This is a genomic window from Dyadobacter pollutisoli (assembly GCF_026625565.1).
GTDB classification, from domain to species: domain Bacteria; phylum Bacteroidota; class Bacteroidia; order Cytophagales; family Spirosomataceae; genus Dyadobacter; species Dyadobacter pollutisoli.
The window spans coordinates 3,891,784-3,913,857 of sequence record NZ_CP112998.1 but is presented as its reverse complement, the minus strand read 5'-3'; the positions used below and the strand labels follow the sequence as shown (position 1 = coordinate 3,913,857).

Sequence of the window (22,074 nt, the reverse complement as noted above, 5' to 3'; positions counted from 1 at the left end):
TGTAGCCCTTCCCGCATTCTGGAAATATTGTCGACAAACTTTAAACAATTCTACATAGAATTAGAATTTGTACGTCGAATAGTTTAATTCAAGTTTAATTTCGATACATTCGTTTTAAGAAATAAACGCACCCAAATTACAAAAACCACTATGAAAAAAATGTATGTTTCTTTAGCATCCAGGGCACTCGCTATGGGTATTGCGGTTTCCTTAATGGTTGTTGGTTGTAAGGACGCCGGAATTGACTCCGAACCTTCAAGTTCTCCCGTCAACACTGAAAATAATGCCCGTTTAAGCGCTGAAAGTGAATATGTTGAAGGCGAATTGCTGGTTCAATTCTCCGAAGGCGCATCCGAAGCCGTCAAGCAGAAAGCACTGGACAAAGTCAAGGGGCAATCGATTGAAAAGATTCTTACCAAGGCAATGGAAAGAGCCGGGAAAAAGCAAGGTGTCCAGCTGATCAAGATCAGTAAAAAAGTTTCCGAAGCCATTGCAGATTTGAAAGCGTCTGAGGGGGTCGATTTTGCAGAACCGAATTTTGTTTACTACCATACCGCTACCACCGTCGACCCGTATTTTACCAATGGATCTTTGTGGGGAATGTACGGGGCTGGCACTTCGCCTGCCAACCAGTACGGTAGCAATGCGGCCGCTGCCTGGTCTGCGGGGAAAACAGGCTCGGCATCTGTTTACATCGGAATCATTGATGAGGGGATCCAATTGAGCCATCCTGATCTGACGGGGCAAATATGGGTGAATCCCTTAGAAGCCACCGACGGGGTTGATAACGACGGTAACGGATTAAAGGATGATATTAACGGATGGGATTTTGCCAACAATGACGCTTCTATCTATGACGGCGGCAGCAAAGGAACGCTGGATGATCACGGCACCCATGTCTCGGGTACGATCGGAGGCAAATCAAATACACAAGGGGTTGTCGGGGTCAACTGGAGTGTCACGCTGATCTCTGCCAAATTCCTCGGAAGGAGGGGCGGCACGACGGCCAATGCGATCAAAGCGGTTGATTACCTTACCAATTTGAAGATCCGCGGACTTAATGTAGTCGCCAGTAACAATTCCTGGGGCGGCGGCGGATATTCGCAGGCGCTTTTCGATGCGATCAGCCGTGCGAACAATGCCGGTATCATGTTTATCGCAGCGGCAGGAAATGCGGGTACTAATAACGATATAACAGCCAGCTATCCTGCCAATTACAATCTGCCGAACGTTATCTCGGTGGCAGCTATCGATAAAAATGGCGCACTTGCAAGTTTCTCTCAATATGGCGCAACGACGGTCGACATTGGTGCACCTGGCGTTGCGATCAATTCAACTACTGCATTTAATACTTATTCATCCTATAATGGTACCTCCATGGCTACGCCTCATGTCACCGGAGCAGTGGCGCTTTACGCGTCTACACATCCTGGCGCGTCCGTGGCGCAGATCAGGAATGCAATTTTAGCAAGCGCTGTTCCGACAGCATCCCTGGCCGGAAAAACGGTTACAGGCGGCAGGCTCAACGTAAATGCGGCCCTTTCACTGTAGGCATAACGAACCTGACGAAGTTTAAGCAAGTTGTATAAAGAAAGGTCAGCCAGCATTTTATAACTGGCTGACCTTCTTTATTGGTATGATTACAAGCTACATAAGTGTGTCGAAGTAGTTTATACGCCATTAAATTTATTCAATCAAACAAACAATATATTTAAATAATGTTTCAATTTTTTTGTAAGTCTGGGTTGCGCATATGAAATACTTTTGTCTGGCCTTTAGAAGTATATGAAAACCAAGGAAGACATGAATGTAGCGCTCGTAGAAGAAAACCCGGTATTTCGCACAACCCTACGTGCTATACTCAATCGCCGGTTCCAGAATTTAGCACCGCTGGAAACAGAATCCATGGAATCCCTGGAAAAGATCATGCAGATGGGGATTTTTGATATCATCATCATTGGCTTTTCAGACGAACAGTCCGAAATAAACGAGAGCGCTCTGAAAATGGCAATGGAAAAGAACCCGTTCTCGGCATTCATCGTATACGCCAGCACACCCGATCATAAGCAGGTGCGTTCGTTGATACGTATGGGTGTAAAGGGGTATCTTCCCAAGTACGCGTGCGCTGACGAACTTGTCAACTGTGTGCGGACGGTGTTTTCGGGCAATCCCTATCTCAGCCCTCAGATACTCGTAAGTCTCCACCATACAACAGCGTATTGAGCGTATATCAATATACGTTATTTTTTACTATGCCAATATAGTATCAGCATTGATCAATGGTAAATAGGCAGTTGGTGAGATATTGATATTTATTTGCATGATTCTTTGTTGGATCTGATTGGTTCCCGAATGTTCATGAAAAATGCCTGTTTAGTTTCCCTTTTGCTACTTTGCTATTTTGATGGTTTGGCTCAATTCCGCAAGGCAGTTGCTCCCGCAGTTTCGTCTTATTATAATATCTGGACAAAGCCATTGGTTTCTACTCCCAGTAAAAACAAGGTGGACGGACCATTGATGGGTAACGGCGATGTTACAATGACTACGGGCTACATGGGGAATACGTTGAGTCACTATATTTCCAAGAATGATTTCTGGCGGTTGGTCTCACCCAAAACCGTGACCCGAAAAGATGACGTGTCCGGTCCGCGGATCGTTGGGTCAGTTGATGTTCAGATTGAAGATTTGAACAATGCCCGGTTCACCGCAGACCAGCGGCTTGTCGATGGCGTCACGACTTGCTCATTAGTATCTGACCACCAAAAAGTGGAGGCGAAATCTTGGGTGTCAGCTACTGATAACCTGATATTCATCGAACTGAAAGCAATTGGAAAGGTGGCAAATGTATCAGTAAGCCTGACAGCCCCTGAAAACAAGGAAGCCAGATTGACGAAAGGTGTTCGGGGAAATAGCCTTTGGCTGACCCGTGCTTTTACAGATAGCGTCGACATTGCCACAGAAGTAGCTGTTGCATTGCGTACCATCGACGCGAATAGTAGCTCATTTACCATAGAACCGGGCAAGAAAGTGGTAATAGCAGTCGCAGTTGAAAGCCGGTTTAAGAACGCGGAGCCCTTGAAATACGTTTTGGCACGAATAAATAACGTGGACAGAAGCACGGCGCAAACGCAATTGAGCAAACATCAACAATGGTGGAACGCATATTGGCAAAAATCATCGGTTGTAATAGAAGACACGGTTTTGATGAAGGCGTACTACCAGGGTCTTTATACAATGGCAGCATGCAGCCGTGACCCTAAATTCCCGCCGGGACTTTTTGGCTGGGTAACCAGTGACGATCCTCAATGGGCGGGGGACTACCATTTGAATTATAACCATCAGGCCCCGTTTTACTCTCTTTATTCCGCTAACAGGTTGGAGCAAGGCGCACCCCATGACGCCCCATTGATCGATTTTATACCAAGAGGGGAGTGGTATGCGCAAAACGTCACCCATACAAGAGGTGTGCAGTACCCCGTCGGCATCGGACCTCTGGGAATAGAGGTAACAAGGAACCACCCCAGGTATTATAATTCAGTGAATGAGCAGCAGGGCGGGCTGTTTTTTGGCCAGCGTTCCAATGCGGCGTACGGATTGTTGAATATGGCGCAATACTGGCGTTGTACTTACGACGAGGCTTATGGAAAAAAGATCTACCCATATGCATTGGCGGTAGCCAATTTTTGGGAAGATTATCTCAAATATGAGAACGGCCGTTACGTGATCTACGACGACGCGATACACGAGGGATCTGGCGCGGATATGAATCCGATTTTATCATTAGGCCTTGTCCGTAATGCATTTAACCTGATGCTCGACCTCAGTACGACCCTGAAAATTGACCAGGATAGGCGGGCAAAATGGAATGATATTTTAGAGAAGCTCAGCCATTTTCCAGTCCAGGAGCGGAATGGAAAAAAGGTGTTCCGGTACACCGAAAAGGGAGTTGACTGGTGGGTGAATAATGGGCTGGGTATCCAGCATATTTATCCATCCAATGCCATCACGCTGGATAGTGGCGAAGAATTGTTGACCCTTGCCCGTAATACCATCACGGACATGCAGCGGTTTCAGGACCATAACACTGGCAGCAGTTTTTTTATGGCCGCAATAAGGGTGGGTTATGATCCGGGAGTCGTATTCAATGAGTTGCGCAAATATGCTTTGCATACATATCCCAATGGTTTTCAGCTGGATAATCCGCATGGGATAGAAAACAGCTGCACGGTTACCAATGCGCTGGACGAAATGCTATGTATGAGTGCCGGAAATGTCATCCGTTTGTTTGCCGGTTTGCCCGAAGGGCAGAATGCAAAATTTGAGAATCTGAGGGCCTGGGGCGCATTCCTGGTTTCTGCGAGCCGAACTGATGGGAATGTTTCAATAGTCAACATCAAAAGTGAAAAAGGGAAAACATGTACGATTGTTAATCCCTGGCCGGGCAGGCAGGTGCGCATTATACGTAACAGAAAGAATGCTGAGAAGGTCTCAGGCGAAAGATTTAGTCTTAATACCAGTGCCGGTGAACATCTGAATCTGCAATTGATAGCCGGTGCACCGGATTCGAAATAGATATTAATTAGGTTAATTGTAGTATTTAAGCTTGCAAATCAACGATTTGCAAGCTTTTTGTTTGATGGTCAAATTTCATAACTTATGCATCGCTTGATCATTGCTATCCGGCCTAATATTTAAAATACACATGTCTACCGCATTCAAAATAATAAAATGGCTTCTTAAAACCTTTTTCAAGATCGCCGGATCTTTGCTCAGATCAATGTTGGGCTTCAAAGAAAAGGCTGACAAAATCAAATTTAACGGCGAAGTTGTCACAGATAAAAATTTTCAGGTACTGAACAAAACGTTTGCAAAGGACTCAACGACTGCTTATTACAGGACACGGGCTTTCAGCTACGCCGATGTTCCTACATTTGAAGCATTGGACGACCATTATGCCAAAGACAAGGACAGGGCATATTATTGTAATGAATACCGGGAAGGACAAAACTACTATCTGACCAAAAAGCAGACGATCGTGACTATCGAAGATGCTGATATCCCGACATTTATAAGCCTTGGGGACGGGTATGCAAAAAATAAATCAAATGCGTGGTTCCAGGGGATTGCTTTCAAAGTTCAGCAAGTAGCATCACTGGTCATTATCGACACGCATTTTTGTAAAGACGACGTATCAGCCTATTTAAACCGGCTTCCCATTGCGGGTAGCGAAGGCAAAACTTTTGAGCTTTTGGAAGAGCATTTCGCCAGAGATGCTGCGAACATTTACTATTATGGCTATACCGGCGAAGGGCAGCATATCTGTATTTTGCCGTGCGAGCGAACTTCGTTCCAAATACTGGATTACCGCTATTCAAAAGACGATAACCATGTGTTCTTTCTTGGATTCATACTGAAAGGCATTGATGGCCATTCGTTCGAAATACTGCCCGAGGGGTATGCGAAAGACAAAAACGCAGTCTTTTTCCGCGAAGGGCAAGTCGCTGGTGCTGATCCCGGGTCGTTTGTAGTATTCGAGGAAAATGGAATATATGGGCATGATTACAACTATGCCAGAGATCAAACTTCGGTTTTTATGAATGATAGAAAGATGAAGGATGCAGATGTAGCAACATTTAAAGTGCTGGGAGAGAACTACGGCAGCGACAGCAAACATGTATATTACAAAACCAGAGTAGTCAAAGGCGCTGACCCAGCCACTTTTAAAGTATACCCACACGATTTAGGAAATGCGGATTCCGAAGATGCAATTCACAAATTCCACGAAGGCGTGAAGGTAGCCGTTGATTAAGGATATTTAGCTTTTTTGCCTATCACCTGCTCGCCGAAACAGCAATGCCGATCCGACAAATAGTGCGGCGAAGCATGCATGCAGGCCAAATACTGGGATAAGGATTGCCAGCGCGACGATCCTCACCGCGCGTCAATTGCTTGTATACTATGAACAGGTGGCTGCAATCGAACAGGCTGACGTGACACCTACAACTACACTGCCAGTAAAGAAAACATCTTCCAGAAATCATATATTTGATTTAAACTTGAATTTTTAAATATGTTCATACATATATACATATTGTTTATATTTAGGAAAAATTACACCCTCTATGAAATATAGCATTCTATTTTTCGTGGTCGCCATTTTTTCATGTGACACGCAATCTTCTGACAGCAAGCAGAATGCGGCATTACCGGATGTCAATGAGAAGGAATTTACCGCTGCCCCGGCACCGGAATGGTCCAACCTGTTTCTGAGGAAATCGGGCTGGTTTGGCGGCGATGGAATTTTTACCATCCCATTTTCAGGTAAAGATTCTGAAAAAAGCGACAGCATACTTTTTCTTTTCAGTGATACAATGGTGGGTGAAATTGAAGGAGACAAACTGATGCCGGGCTATCAATTTGTAAACAATTCGATAGCATTGTTGAACGGTAAGGCTCCGGATTCTGCGAGCATAGCGTTTAAGGTTGCCGGGGAAAAGGCCGTTTTTATTCCAAAAACGGCTAAGGACAAGGATACCTACTTTTGGCTGGGGGACGGTTTTGTTAATCCTGATGCTGGTAAGGATCTGTTTATTTTTGCATATAAAATTACCAATACACACGATAAATCGGCCTTCCCGTTCAAGGAAACGGGTAATACGCTGCTTCGGATTCCGGCGGGAAGTCGCTTTCCATATGAGACGCAGGAGCAATTGGAATTGCCGTTCAATAATTACAAAAGCGGAGAGGAGACGATCTCATTCGGGTCGGCGGTACTCAATAATACCGAGTCGGCAGGGGAGGCGGAGCCTGATGGTTTTATGTATGTGTATGGGACAAAAGGCATTACCAAAAAGCTTGTCTCTGCGAGGGTGAAACCGGCGCAGGTTACATCATTTGATCAATGGGAGTTCTGGAACGGCAAGGGCTGGGGGAAGGATGTGAAGTCGGTGGCGGCATTGAGCGATTCGGTTTCCAATGAGCTGAGTGTGAGCCTGCTGTCACCGGGTAAGTATGCCCTGGTTTATCAATTAGGCAGCCTTTTTCCGGAAATTTGCATGCAGGTAGGGCCTACCCCGGTGGGGCCGTTTGGTCCGAGAATTGTACTTTACAAGACTTCGGCTGACATTAAAGACCCGGATTTATTCACATACAATGCCAAAGCCCATCCCGCGCTATCGGAGCCGGGCGAGTTGCTGATTTCTTATAATGTAAACACTTTCAAGTTTTTTGAAGTTTTGCAAAAGCAGCCGAACCTGTACCGTCCGCGTTTTGTGCGGGTAAAATTTAGCAAAACACTAAAAAATAACTGATGATGCGATCCAGTTACGACAAGTTTCCGTTTATCGAAGTAAGCCAATCCTCCGATGCATTTTTTGCTGGCTGGGAAAGAATTTTCCGGGAGGTGAGGCAAGTTGTCCATCTAAAAAACAAAACAAAGAATGTGATTTGCATTGATCTCTATCACGGGGTTAATGTGGACGAGGTTCTTGACGCCATAAAGGAAAATCTGGAAGCTGTCGCGGTGATTAACACGAACGATTTTCTTAAAAGTGCCGCTGAAATCAATGAAATGGTTTATCCGTTTGTAACGGATGATCAGGTGTTCGGGAAAATGAACGACCTGAAAATGATCGATTTTTTTGATACCGGAAGCCTTGACCGGGAGTGTGAAAAGATCCGTAACATCGAGTCCGGCACGGTGGTGGTGTGCGGCGAGGGAGCCAGGCTGTTTGCCGACGCCGACGTGCTGATCTACGCCGACCTGGCACGCTGGGAAATTCAGAAACGAATGAAGCGGAACGAGGTCGGCAACTTTGGAATGGGTAACCTGGATGCAGGTTTTGCATTAAAATACAAACAGGGCTATTTCCTCGATTGGCGTGTTTTCGACCGCCATAAACTCAGGTTTTTTGATCAGATTGACTTTTTTATCGACGCCAATATAGCGGGCGAACCCAAAATGATCGGTGCTGAACTGTATCTGAAAGGACTGGACGAAGCCGTGAGCAGACCATTCAGGGTAGTACCGTTTTTTGACCCTGGACCCTGGGGTGGGCAATGGCTGAAAGAAGTCATTGATCTTGACCGTGAGGAGGTTAACTATGCCTGGGGTTTCGACTGCGTTCCGGAGGAAAATAGTCTGCTTTTCAAATTTGGCGAGGAGATTTTTGAACTTCCGTCCATTAACCTGGTGCTCACCCGGCCGCGGCAATTGCTGGGAACGGGTATCTATGGCAAATTCGGCGCGGAATTTCCAATCCGGTTCGATTTTCTGGATACGATGGATGGAGGCAACCTGAGTTTGCAGGTACATCCAACGCGTGCGTACATTCAGGAGCATTTTGGAATGGATTATACCCAGGACGAAAGCTACTACTTCCTGGAAGCGGAGGAGGACGCGTGCGTATACCTGGGTACGCATAAAGGTGTGAACGCGGCCGATATGATCGCTGATCTGGAAGAGGCGCAGAACGGGTCGGCTGATTTTAACGCGGAAAAATATGTAAACAAGCTGTCCGTCAAAAAGCACGACCACATCCTTATTCCCGCCGGGACGATACATTGCTCAGGGAAAAATGCAGTGGTACTTGAAATTTCAGCAACGCCGTACATTTTTACATTCAAATTATGGGACTGGGGCAGACTGGGACTCGACGGAAAGCCGAGACCGATCAATATAGAACATGGTAAAAATGTCATCGACTGGACCCGTGACGAAGATTGGGTGAAAGAGAATCTCTTTAACAATATTACCGAAATCTCACTGAATGGCCATTCCAGGGAAGAATCCACAGGTTTGTACTCCACGCAGTTCATTGAAACCAGAAGACATTGGTTTGACAGAAAAGTGACACATTACACCCACGGGAATTTGAATGTGATTAATCTCGTGGAAGGCGATGAAGTAATCGTGGAAAGTCCCGATGGCCTTTTTGAACCTTATGTGATCCATTATGCCGAGACATTTATCGTACCGGCGCATGTGGCATCTTACACGATCAACCCCTCCGGAAAATCTGTCGGGAAAAAATGTGCAACGCTGAAAGCTTATATCAGAGTGTAGGACGATTTGTATCGGTATAATTGGAAATTATGAGAATATTAAATTTATCTTTTTTAGCGCTGCTGGCCCTGACGGCTACCGCGCAGAAACAGGCTACGCCCGGCGAATCAAAAGTCACGGACGTCTGGCTGGTTTTTAAAACCCATTTTGACCTTGGTTTTACCGATTTGCCGCAGAACGTTTTTGCCAGGTACCGGGGAGAAATGATGGACAATGCATTGAAAATCGTCGATGAAAATGCCAAGCTTCCGGCAGACAAGCATTTTGCTTGGACCGTGTCCGGCTGGCCGCTCAGCGCTCAGATCCTGGGCCCATTGCAAACGCCGGAACGAAAGCAAAGAGTCGAGAAGGCGATCAGGGAAGGGTCTATCGCCGTGCATGCGTTTCCTTTTACGACGCATACGGAATCTCTTGATTATGAAGATCTTGTTCGCGGGCTCGGGTTTTCTTCGCAGATAGCCCGTACCTATGGCTTACCCCTGCCCATCAGCGCGAAAATGACTGATGTCCCCAGTCATTCATGGGTGTTGCCAACTTTGCTCAGCCATGCAGGTGTCAAGTTTCTTCAATTGGGTTGCAATCCGGCGAGCCAGTATCCGCGTGTTCCGCCGCTGTTTTGGTGGGAAGGTGCAGACGGTTCTAAAATATTGTGTCAATACACTTCACTATATGGGTCTGAAATAAAGCCTCCCGCTGACTGGCCATGCCGTAATTACCTGGGAATGATCATGACCGGCGATAACCATGGTCCGCCAAGTCAAAAGGAGCTGGAAGAAATCCTTGCGAAGACAACCGCCGACCTGCCGGGAGTAAAGATCCACCTCGGAACGTTGGATGATTTTGCCAAAGCAGTATTAGCTGAAAATCCACAATTGCCTGTTGTAAAGGGAGATACTCCCGACACCTGGATACAGGGACTGCTTGCAAACCCAAGGGAAACGAAGGTGGCAAGGCAGGTTCGCCCGCTGGAATCCGCTTTGGACGAATTGAATACGCAGATGAAAATCTGGCAATTGCCTGTTAAATCCATTGCAGCTGAATTGGCACGAGCCTATGAGCAAAGCCTCTTGTACGCGGAACATACCTGGGGAATGAATGCCGAATATGGCCCGCGGTACAGCTATGGCGAGGATTGGAAAAAATGGATGAGGGAGGCAGAGGCAGAACCCATCCCTGCCGACGGTGATTATTCGAAATTAAAAAATAGCTACGCCAAAAAAACGGAGATTGGGAGCAAAAGAAAGTGGTTGAATTCCTACGACGAGAAACGCCGGTACATCCTTAATACCGAGGAGATTGTCACCAGCGAGTTGACCAGCCATCTTAACCTCCTTGCCAAATCGGTTGGTATCGAAGGAAAGAGGGTGGTCGTGTATAACCCACTGCCCTGGGCGCGATCCGGAATGGTTGAGATTCCATGGGAGAAGGGTAAATACTTTTATGCGAAGGAAGTGCCGGCATCGGGTTTTGTATCTTTTTCGCAAAAAGAAATAGGTATTCCCACGATTTCCAGTGACTCGCGGCCGTCTTTTGAGACGCCCAATTTCAAGGTAGTCTTTGATTTGAAAAAAGGAGGGATTGCGTCTCTTATTGAAAAAACCAATGGTAAAGAACTGATTGATAGGTCATCAGGCTATGTTGCAGGGCAGTTTTTGCACGAGCGGTTTAGTAGTAATGAAGTGGATAGCTGGTTTAACAAATACAGCCGCATTAAGGAGGGCTGGGGATTGAACGATCTGGGAAAACCAGGTATGGCACCAGCCTCGCAGGTTCCTTATCAGGCATTTACGCCGGATGACTGGAAAATGAATGTCACCCATTCCAAAGTTGCGGACATTGCCACATTGACTTCGGTCAATACAAAAGGCCTGGCTAAACAATATACCATTGTATATACATTCCCTCGCAATGCGGCCTACGTGGACATTGAATGGTTTGTAGATTCCAAAACTGCCGACAAGCATCCTGAGGGTGGCTGGCTGTGTTTTCCGTTCGCAGTAAAAGATCCTACTTTCACTGTTGGCAGGCTTGGAGGCCCGATTGACCCAGCAAAAGATATTATTTCGGGGACCAACAGGTATTTGATGGCCGTCAATTCCGGCGTTTCAGTTACTGCTGCGGATCAATCAGGCGTGGCTTTGTCCCCGGTTGACTCTCCGCTGATCAGTTTGGGAGAGCCGGGCCTGTGGAAGTTTGATATGGAGCATACTCCCAAAAAGGCAGCCGTGTTTGTCAACATTTACAATAATATGTGGAACACCAATTTTCCGCTGTGGCAGGACGGCTCATGGAGTGAAAAAGTTCGGATTTGGGGAATTGGAAAGAAAACCGAAACAAACCCTGACCTTGTTAAAAACTCCTGGGAGGCCCGTTTGCCATTATTGACGGGTGTGGCCGACGGCGTGGCGGGGCAACTGGCTGCGAAACAAAGTGGCTTGTCTACTTCCAGAGCAGGCGCATTGGTCACTGCTTTTGGTGAAAATCCTGATGGTAAGGGAGTTGTTTTCCGGTTATGGGAGCAAGAAGGGATTTCCGGTGACATGACAGTTTCCCTGCCGGCGAAGTCGATGTTTACGAAAGCAACGCCTGTAAATCTTCGTGGTGAGGTAATGGAAAAGGCGATTTCTATTTCAAACAATAAGTTCAGCTTTTTTCTGGGGGCCAACGCCCCGGCAAGTTTTGTGCTGGAATGATGCTGGTTCGGAATAAACTGCAATTGTTTGGATTGCTCATACATATTGTTTCGGAAGGTAGCCAAATTTGCTATTTTTGTTTTTGTCTACCTGGTTTTCCTATTTATGAAATTTAGTATCGATCATAAGAGTCCGGTTCCTTTGCACATTCAGGCGGAAAATCTGCTGCGCACGATGATCAGCGACCCCGAGCATTTGAACGGCAAGTTTTTACCTAATGAAGTTGAGTTGGCAAAGCAGCTGGCGATATCCCGGTCAACCTTGCGGCAGGCTTTGAACAAGCTGGTGTATGAAGGCCTTTTGATCCGGAAAAAAGGGATTGGTACCAAGGTTGCTGAGCCTGTAATTAGCTCAAAATCAAAGAACTGGTTGAGTTTTACGCAGGAAATGAATGCACGTGGCATTATCGTTAAGAACTTCGAGCTTCACGTTACCTGGGTTACCCCGGATGAAAAAATCGCTAATTTCTTTGATATTACACCGGACAAAAAAATCCTGAAATTGGAGCGCCTCAGAGGTAAGGCAGACGGGCCATTTGTATATTTCATTTCCTATTTTCACCCCCGGGTAGGCCTGACTGGGGAGGAGGACTTCAAGCGGCCGTTGTATGATATTCTTGAAAAAGACCATATGGTGGTGGCCACGCTCTCCAAAGAAGAAGTCGGCGCGATAGCTGCTGACAAGTTCACTGCCGCCAAACTGGAAGTGGATCCCGGAAGTCCTATCCTTTTCAGAAAACGTTTTGTGTTTGATCAGGGCGAAAGACCCATCGAATATAACCTTGGTTATTACCGCGCCGATAGCTTTGTATATACAGTAGAAAGCGTAAGAGAGTAATTGTGACGTTTAGTGACATTCGTTAAACCCCCAAAGCCATCCGCATTTTCGTGCCGGATGGCTTTTTTTATGACAATATGGTACTAGAACATATCAACATGCCATCAATTTGTAGTACTAATCTGCCATAAATTTGAATAATTTCTCTAATGGGAGGTCTAAATATAGAATTTTAAAGGCCTTTTATGTGTTAAAATTGCGACTTGGAGTGCGCCTCGTTTCGCATTCCCAGGTGAAAATATCATCAGATATGCTGCAAGGTGTTGAATGTGTGGTGGATACAGTGAAGCGCTAAAAGAGGCTCTCAGACCTCACCAGGGCAGATTTTGACACTCCAATACAAACTTACAGGGACCGCTGGTAATAATTATATTATATCAATGAATTATTATTTGACATAAGGCTTGCTACTTTGACAATATGTTTATATGTTTGTACATATTAAAGTTTCATCATTTGCCCGTGTGATTTAGATGCCTCTGCTATTTTAAGTTGGCAGAAAGTATCTCACGGGCGTTTACAGGGGTTGACGTTTATGGGTATCCGTTATTTAAAGAGCGGGTGCCAGGTAATATTATAGTACCCCTTCATCAGCAATTTCGAGCCGCTTTCAGTGAATACCCAACTATAACCGGAGGATTTAACCCACGGACGAATTTTAATAACTAATAATTGCTTTATGAGACCAAAACTACTTACAGACAATGGACACAGGGCATCGCATGCCCTTTTGGGAATTGCGCTGGTGGGCCTCCTGACTCCCGCAGTGTGGGCGAACGGGACACCGTTGGGCGGCAATCCGCTGGGACGGGCGTCAGGCGTGGCTATCCACCATGCAAGCCGCAGTGCCGCAGAACAGGCCATTACCGGAACGATCACGGATGAGAAAAATGCAGGGATACCAGGCGTAAACGTCCTGGAAAAAGGTACCACTAATGGTGTGGTTTCGGATACGGACGGAAAGTATTCTATTAAGGTAAAGGATGCGAACAGCATTCTGGTTTTTTCTTATATCGGGTATATTACCAAGGAAGTGAAAGCCGGCTCTCAATCGTCCATAGACGTAAAATTGGAGGTTTCGTCGCAGGAACTGAACGATGTGGTCGTGGTTGGATATGGTACCCAGAAGCGGTCGGAACTGACCAATGCAGTTGTGCAGACAACAGGTGCGGAGATCAAAAAATCCAGCGCTGCGTCTCTGTCCAACTCCCTCGCAGGACGCATGGCAGGCGTATATGTTACGCAAAGAAGTGCTGCTCCTGGTTTTGATGACGCGCAGATCCTGGTACGGGGTGCAAATACGTACCGCAACACCTCTGCACTGATCGTAATCGACGGGGTTGCCAATGCGGACCCGGATGGTTTGAACCGTTTGGATCCCAATGATATTGAATCCATTTCTGTGTTGAAGGATGCTTCCGCAGCGATTTATGGTGCGCAGTCGGCGGGTGGGGTAATCCTGGTCACTACCAAAAGAGGTACATCGGGCAAGCCTACATTTGATTTTTCAACAACGCAGTCGTGGCAGTCGCCGACTATGAAAGTGAAATCGGCCGACGCATTTCAGTATATGAAAGTATTGAACGACAGAAGAGCACTTGAGGGTACACCCGCAGACTTTCCTGATGCATTGGTAGATGCTTTCAAAACCGGAAAAAGGAGAGCTGAAAACTGGTGGGATGCATTGATCGGGCCACCGGTGAAGCAAACAAGATACTCGCTGACCATGCGCGGTGGTACTGACAAGGTACGGTATTTTGTTTCCCTGGGTACTGCGACACAAGGAGGTATCCTTCGTGGTGACAACAAATCGAAGCTGAAACAATATAATGTAAGAAGTAACATTGATGTGACAGTAACCAAAGACCTGGAAGTAGGACTTGACCTGTCGATCCGTGAAAAAGCAACTCAGACTCCACAGGGCGGTCCTGGCGGAGAAGTAGGATCGCTGGCAAGTACCAGCCCGTTGCAGGAAGCATATATCGGTGGCGATTACCGTTATCCGGGTGAAGGATGGTCGCACTTGAACCCTGCGGCGCGTCTTCTCAGCCCAGGTTACCGCAGATATAAAGCTGATGTGGCCAGCGGAACGCTACGCTTCAAGTACAACATGCCTTTTGTGCCAGGGTTAGCATTGGATGGATTTTTGTCTATTGTTAAAACCGTCGGTTATGATAAGCAATTCAACTATGTATGGCCATATTACGAGAAAGACCCTACCACCGGTAATATTGTGAAGAAACAATCGAGGTCGGTAGAGGATATTGGTTTGCGGGAGGATTTTAGACAAAGCCTGCGTACAACCGGAAACATCAAGCTTTCGTATAGCAAGACTTTCTCCAAGGATCACAAGGTTAACGCGTTCGTAGCCTACGAACAGATGAGTTATGATGACAACAATTTCTGGGCACAACGTCTCGGGTATGACTCACCATTGATCGATCAGCTTTTTGCAGGAACTACAAACCGGTTGAACTGGAACACAGACGGTACTGCAACAGAATCGGCAAGACAGAACTTTTTCGGACGTGTAAGCTATGACTTCAGAGAGAAATACCTCTTCGGATTTAGCGCCAGATATGACGGTTCTCCTATATTCCCCAAAGAAACCCGTTTTGGATTTTTCCCACAGGTTTCAGCAGGTTGGGTAATTAGCAACGAGGCATTTATTCCAAAAAATGTAATCAGTAATTTGAAACTGAGAGCTTCCTGGGGACGTCTTGGAAATGACCGCGTTAATCCTTTTCAATACATTGCCGCGTACGGATATGATGCTGGCTGGGTAGTGAATGGAGTGGATGCGCGGGGTATTGCCGTGAAGTCGACACCTAACCCTAATATTACATGGGAAGTGAGCGAAAAGACTGATATTGGTTTGGAAGCAGCATTTTTGAATAACCGGTTAACATTCGAAGTCGATCTTTTCAAAGCGAAAACTTCCAACATCCTGGGTAGAAGACAGGCATCCATACCAAGCTACACGGGATTGCTGCTACCTGATGAAAACATCGGTAAAATGAACAGCCAGGGGATTGAATTCCAGGCTGGGTACCGTCATAACTTCTCGGATATTACCCTACGTATCAACGGAAACGTGTCGTATAACAAAAACGAGATTGTCTATTTCGACGAAACGCCACAGGCAGAAGATTACCAGAAGCTGGAAGGCCAGCCTTTCGGATCGAGATTGGTGTATAAATCCATCGGTATTTACCGGACACAGGCAGACCTCGACAAAAGCGTGAAATATCCGGGAGCCACATTGGGAGGCCTGATCTTCGCCGACTTGAACGGAGATGGCAAGATCGATAGCAATGACCGTTATATGTTCAATACGACCAATAATACCGACGCGACCACGGGGGTTACTACGATTTTCCCAAGTACCCAGTATGGTCTGAGTATCGGATTGAATTACAGAGACTTTGACCTAAGTACATTGTTACAGGGCCAAAGTGGTGCGAAGTTCCGATTGAGTACAGGCTTCAATTCCGGCGCAGGTGGTAATGGTCTGGAATATGTGGCGCTCAATAGCTACTCAAAAGAAAATGTGAACTCGGAACTTCCGATGATCGCACCGACTGGTCTTGCGAACTCCGACAGTGATTTCTACTACCGCACCGCAACGTGGATGCGTCTGAAAAATGTCCAGCTTGGCTATACTCTTCCTAAGAGTATTTCTTCAAAAGCGAGGATTACTGCATTGAGAATTTACGTTTCGGGCGACAATGCCTTTATGATATTCAATTCGCTTAAAAAGTATGGTAACGGTGACCCGGAATTCCTGAGTGGAAACGGTGGGGCTTATCCTAATATGAAAACGCTAAGCTTCGGAGCTAATCTTACTTTCTAATCAGAGAAAACCTATGAAATATTTAATCAAAAATAGATTGGTAAAAAGGGCGCTTTCGCTGTCATTCATTGGCATGCTCGCTACTGCTACCTCGTGTAATGTTTTGGATAAAAAGCCGCTGGATGCCATATCCGATGACGCGGTATTTAATGATCCTGTTTTCTTGCAGAACTACGTTTATAACGTTTATAACGGTATAAAACCGCCCTGGGCACCAGGAACCGGGGGGTATGATGCCCTCACGGACATTGCAGTGAACCAGCCAGAGACCCACGAGCGGTCGGCCGGTATCCGCAATTACCTGGAAGGAAACCTGACAGCCGACAACGTGTCGGATCTGGCAGCGACCCCGAGTGGCCCGCTTTGGGATTTTGAATATGGTTTTATCAGGAAGGCCAATGTGTTCTTCGAAAATATAGAGAGCTCAACCATAGCTGCCGACAAGCTGGACCCGATGAAGGGTGAAGTGCATTTTCTGCGTGCGTGGATGTATTTTGAGCTGATGCGTACATATGGAGGAGTTCCTATCATCAAAAATAGCTTCCAGCTAAACGCTGAGAGTTTTGATGTACCCAGAAATACTTTTGATGAGTGCGCGCAGTTTGTGTTAAGTGAAGTTGATAATGCCATCGGGTTTTTGAATGGTGTGCCGGTCAATACTGGTAAAATCAGCAAAGCGGCCGCATTAGCATTCAAAGCCAGAGTACTTCTTTACCTGGCGAGCCCGCTGAACAATCCTAACAATGATCAGGCTAAATGGAAAGCTGCTGAAACTGCGACCAAAGCGGTATTCGATCTTGGATTTACATTGCACCCTGAGTATGCTGCACTTTTCAAAAAGCCTTTGAAAACCGACGAAACGATCTTTGGTAAGTCGTTTACTCCGGCAACAAGGATACCAGGCTGGGGTTATAACTACGATTTCTGGCCAAGTGGATTCGATGCGCAGCAGCGACTTGTTCCTACGCAGAATTTTGTGAACATGTTCCAGTTGACCAACGGCGAATATCCTTATATGCCGGATGGCGTAACCGTGAATGCAGCATCGGGATATGATCCTCAGAAACCGGAAAAAAACAGAGACCCAAGGTTTTATGATTCTGTGATCTATCCGGGAGCAGGGCCGCTGAACATTATCGATGGTTCAAAAAGTACCCAGCGGCTTTACGAATACTGGGAAGATGCAAACCCGAACGCGGACAATGCACCTCCTTATATTAACCCCAATAAAGTGGATCCTAAAAATGGTCAGAACCTTTTCGATTTCGGTCGCGATTCTAAAACCTACTGGGTAAAAGGACTTACACCATTCCACTGGAGAGTGCAAACTGGTTATACGTTTAAAAAGACCGATGACTTCGCCGGACCTCGCGCGAGCTTTGACAATGACTATAACCAGGTGGTTGTGTTCATGAGATTGACAGAGTTTTACCTGAACTATGCTGAAATCCAAATGGCGCTAGGCAATGAGGCTGTGGCACGGGAGTACATTAACAAGGTCAGAAAAAGATCTTCGGTAAATATGCCTGACATCAAAAGCACGGGTGTAGCTTTGGTTAGAGATTACCGTAACGAAAGAGCCATTGAGCTACATTTGGAAGATTCACGCTTCTTTGACCTGATGCGCTGGAAAGCTGCTCCGGGCAATGTCGATATTGCAGTGCGCGGACTTACGAAAGTGACCATGGATTGGTCTGCTGCGAAACCAGGGGACCAGTTAGGTAAGCTGACGTATACTTATGGCGTAATTCCCGAAGCTGAGGTGAGGAAACCATGGAAAGGTGATCATTATTACCTGTTCCCGATCCCGAATACTGAGATCAGAAAAAGCAATGGTGCCCTGAAACAGAATCCGGGTTATTAACAGTATCATAGTTTTTTATTAGGTTAGGTTAGATAAATTAGTAGATGTATTTTCGGCCAGTGGCGGGCAATGCTCCGCCATTGGTTTTTTTCAATATCACTTCCTCCTCCCGAAATGCCTTTGAAATCATTTTACTTTGATATGAAACCCATTTTTGCATTTCTTTTAACCGTTGCCACGTTGGCCGGAGCCATGATGGTCTGCGGTTCTTGTAAAAAGAATGATAAGCTTTTTCAACTGGTAGCCCCGGACGACTCAGGCATTGATTTTAGTAATACCATCATTGAGAACGATTCGATCAACCCCATTAACCTGATCAATGTCTACAATGGAGGCGGCGTGGGCGTCGGAGATTTCAATAATGACGGGTTGCAGGATATCTATTTTACAGGAAATATGGTTTCCAACAAACTGTACCTGAATAGAGGAGAAATGCAGTTTGAAGACATTACGGCCAGCGCCGGTGTAGGTGGCAACGGCAAATGGTGCAGAGGGGTAGCGGTGATCGACATTAACAACGACGGGTGGATGGATATGTACGTGTGCGCGTCCGTACACGGGGACCCGGAGAAAAGAAAGAACCTTTTGTATATCAATCAGGGTAAGACTGAAAGCGGGGCTGTTACTTTCAAGGAGTCGGCCGCGGATTATGGCCTCGACGACTCATCTCACACCACCATGGCCAGCTTTTTTGACTATGACAATGATGGCGATCTGGATGTGTATCTGGTTGTCAATCAAATGCTTCCCAAGGTGGATCCTTCCACATTCAAATCTAAAATTACGGACGGCTCGTTCCCTAGTACCGGCAGACTTTACCGTAATGACCCTAACCCTGCATTAAAACACCCCGTATTTACAAATGTGACCAGCCAAGCCGGAGTGACGATAGAAGGTTACGGGCATAGTGTGAATATCACGGACGTTAACCGCGACGGCTGGAAGGATATTTTTGTGAGCAATGATTTTATTTCCAACGACCTTTTATATATCAATAACCACGACGGGACTTTTATTGATAAGGCCGCATCGTATTTCAAACACACCTCCGCCAATGGAATGGGGCAGGATGTGATCGATATCAATAATGACGGGCTGTCGGACGTGGTGGAGCTGGACATGAACCCGGAGGATAATTATCGTAAGAAAATGATGATGATGCCAGGCAGTTATCAGTCATTTCAGCTCAATGATTTTTACAAATATCAATACCAATATGTAAGAAACACGATCCAGATCAACCAAGGGCCGCGAGTGAACGCGAATGATTCTATTGGCGACCCGATTTTCAGTGATGCGGGTTACATTTCTGGTATTACTGCAACGGATTGGAGCTGGACACCACTCGTGGCGGACTTCGACAATGACGGGCTGAGGGACATGGTGGTTACCAATGGTTTTCCAAAAGATGTTACCGACCACGATTTCATGGCATATCGCCTCGAAGCTGCACCGGTGACGCCACAATCCGAAACCTTGAAGCAAATACCAGAAGTGAAGCTGCATAATTATGCATTTAAAAATGCCGGAAACTGTGCATTCAATGATGTTTCAGGAGACTGGGGCCTCACCGATATCTCCTTCTCGAACGGTGCGGCCTACGCGGACCTGGACAATGACGGCGACCTGGATATGGTCGTGAACAACATCAACGACCCGGCTTCGCTTTATGAAAATACTATGATGGATGCCAAACCGGCTGACAAACATTACCTGACAGTGGAACTGGCTGGCGACGCATTGAACCGGAACGGAATGGGCGCCTGGGTGGATCTGTATTATGCGGGCGGCCACCAGGCTTACGAGCAGACGCCATACCGTGGGTATCTGTCGTCCGTGCAGCTGAACCCTTATTTTGGTCTTGGAACGGTTTCAGTGATTGATTCGCTGATTGTGAAATGGCCAGACGGTAGCAAGCAAAAAATGCTGAATGTGAAAGCAGATCAGATAGTTAAGGTCAATAAAACGGCTTCCAATGGGAAGTATGATTGGAGTGGTCCTGCTTTGGCGCAAAATACCTTGTTTCGTGAGATTACGAGTTCGCTCGGCATTCGATTGGAACACGCACAAATGGATCACATCGATTTTACGATCCAGAAATTATTACCTCACAAGCTTTCAGAATACGGCCCGTCACTCGCAGCCGGGGACCTGAATGCCGACGGGCTGGATGATATGATTGTCGGAGGGAGCTCTTCCTCTGGTACCGCCGTACTGATGCAGCAGGCGAATGGTTCTTTCGCGCAAAAGACGCTCGTGCCACCCGGCGCGGACCCCAACATGCATTACCAGGATATGGGGATATTGTTGTTTGACGCCGACCGGGACAATGATCCGGACATGTACATTGCGCGCGGCGGATACAGTGCCAAATCTGGCTCGCCTGCTTACCGTGATCAGTTTTATGTCAATGATGGTAAAGGCAATTTTACACTCGATAGCCTGGTGTTCCCTTCCAATTTGACCAGTAAATCGTGCGTTCGGGCTGCGGATTATGACAAAGACGGCGACCTCGATTTGTTCGTCGGTGGCAGGGTCGATCCATGGAATTACCCTAAACCCGTTTCCAGTTTTATTTACAGGAACGATTCAAAAAATGGCAAGGCCCGGTTCACCGATGTTACCGCGAAGGTTGCAGGTGGATTGGGTAATATAGGGTTGGTTTGCGACGTGACTTTTAGTGATTTTGACAACGACGGCTGGCCCGATCTGGTGCTGGCCGGAGAATGGATGCCGCTTACTTTTTTCAAAAATGACAAAGGTACGTTCAAAAATGTGACGGCTGCGACTGGTATTTCAGGCCACCAAGGTTGGTGGAATAGCCTGGTTACCGGCGACTTTGATAATGACGGAGACACAGACTATATAGCCGGAAATCTTGGGCGGAATTCGTTTTTTCAGGCGACGGAGCAATATCCTGTTTCAGTTTATGCCAAGGATTTTGACAACAATGGCAGTTACGACGCTTTCCCAGCCTTGTACATTCGCACCAGCCAGGAAGATCCTACTCAAAAGGAATATCCGGCACATATGCGCGACGATGCGGTGAAGCAAATGATAGGAATGCGGGCCAAATTTCAAAACTATAAATCTTACGCAAATGCCACCATGGGCCAGCTTTTCACACCTGAACAGATGGAAGGCGCATTGGTATTAAAAGCCAGTAACCTCAGTTCCAGCTATTGCCGGAATGATGGCGGCGGGAAATTTACATTGGTACCATTGCCGTTTGCCGCACAACTATCTGCATTGAATGGCATGCTGGCCGACGACTTCGACGGCGACGGTAACCTCGACCTCATAATGAACACCAATGATTACGGAACCGATGTTAGCATTGGCCGCTACGATGCATTGAACGGCTTGATGCTGAAAGGCGATGGTAAGGGAAATTTTGCAGCAAAATCGATCCTTGAAAGCGGTATTTTTATTCCGGGCAATGGAAAGGCGCTGGTGAAATTGAGAGGAAAAGATGGCAAATATCTGGCCGCCGCGGGACAAAACCGCGGGCCATTGAAAGTGTTCGAACTGAAAAGAGACCTGGCCGGCGTACCTCTGAAACCGGGTGATGCGAGTGCTGAAATTACATTCGCCGATGGCAGAAAGCAGAAGGCAGAGGTAAATTACGGCTCCTCGTTTCTTTCACAATCAGCCAGGTTTCTCAGCATTGGAAAGAGTGTGAAGTCGGTATCCGTTACCGATGGCGTCGGCAAAGCCAGAAAGATCGATTTTTAATACCTGTTGCCCACTAACCCGCCATAAA

General features: G+C 46.6%; 11 protein-coding genes. All 11 read left to right on the top strand.

The window, feature by feature from the left end; all coding sequences use genetic code 11:
* The first annotated feature begins 150 nt into the window (after nt 1-150).
* The 11 genes from ON006_RS15970 (at nt 151) to ON006_RS15920 (ending at nt 22,046) form a co-directional block, all read left to right on the top strand.
* Entirely contained in the window at nt 151-1,551 is a 1,401-nt protein-coding gene (locus ON006_RS15970; protein WP_244822924.1) for a S8 family peptidase, read from the top strand.
* Between the two features lie 234 nt (nt 1,552-1,785).
* Nucleotides 1,786-2,223: a response regulator gene (locus ON006_RS15965; protein WP_244822925.1), complete on the top strand. Its 438-nt coding sequence runs from the start codon at nt 1,786-1,788 to the stop codon at nt 2,221-2,223.
* Between the two features lie 135 nt (nt 2,224-2,358).
* A complete protein-coding gene (locus tag ON006_RS15960; RefSeq protein WP_244822926.1) occupies nt 2,359-4,572 on the top strand; it encodes a glycosyl hydrolase family 95 catalytic domain-containing protein in 2,214 nt (737 codons plus the stop codon).
* 130 nt (nt 4,573-4,702) lie between these two features.
* Complete coding sequence (locus tag ON006_RS15955; RefSeq protein WP_244822927.1) at nt 4,703-5,809, top strand: DKNYY domain-containing protein; 1,107 nt, start codon at nt 4,703-4,705, stop codon at nt 5,807-5,809.
* 313 nt (nt 5,810-6,122) lie between these two features.
* Entirely contained in the window at nt 6,123-7,310 is a 1,188-nt protein-coding gene (locus tag ON006_RS15950; RefSeq protein WP_244822928.1) for a DUF5005 domain-containing protein, read from the top strand.
* Nucleotides 7,310-9,064 carry a class I mannose-6-phosphate isomerase gene (locus ON006_RS15945; protein WP_244822929.1) on the top strand — a complete coding sequence of 585 codons (1,755 nt, stop codon included), beginning with the start codon at nt 7,310-7,312 and terminating at the stop codon, nt 9,062-9,064. Before ON006_RS15950 ends, ON006_RS15945 begins: the two co-directional genes overlap by 1 nt.
* A gap of 29 nt (nt 9,065-9,093) precedes the next feature.
* The gene (locus ON006_RS15940; protein WP_244822930.1) at nt 9,094-11,757 is read left to right on the top strand and encodes a glycoside hydrolase family 38 N-terminal domain-containing protein; all 2,664 of its coding nucleotides are present in this window, start codon (nt 9,094-9,096) and stop codon (nt 11,755-11,757) included.
* A 105-nt stretch (nt 11,758-11,862) separates the two neighbouring features.
* Complete coding sequence (locus ON006_RS15935) at nt 11,863-12,594, top strand: GntR family transcriptional regulator (RefSeq protein WP_244822931.1); 732 nt, start codon at nt 11,863-11,865, stop codon at nt 12,592-12,594.
* Nucleotides 12,595-13,273: 679 nt separating this feature from the next.
* Nucleotides 13,274-16,447 (top strand): SusC/RagA family TonB-linked outer membrane protein, encoded by a 3,174-nt coding sequence (locus ON006_RS15930; RefSeq protein ID WP_244822932.1) that lies wholly within the window; start codon nt 13,274-13,276, stop codon nt 16,445-16,447.
* 13 nt (nt 16,448-16,460) lie between these two features.
* Nucleotides 16,461-18,311, top strand: a complete 1,851-nt coding sequence (locus ON006_RS15925; RefSeq protein ID WP_244822933.1) for a RagB/SusD family nutrient uptake outer membrane protein — start codon at nt 16,461-16,463, stop codon at nt 18,309-18,311.
* A 141-nt stretch (nt 18,312-18,452) separates the two neighbouring features.
* Nucleotides 18,453-22,046, top strand: a complete 3,594-nt coding sequence (locus tag ON006_RS15920) for a VCBS repeat-containing protein (protein ID WP_244822934.1) — start codon at nt 18,453-18,455, stop codon at nt 22,044-22,046.
* The last annotated feature ends 28 nt before the right edge of the window (nt 22,047-22,074 follow it).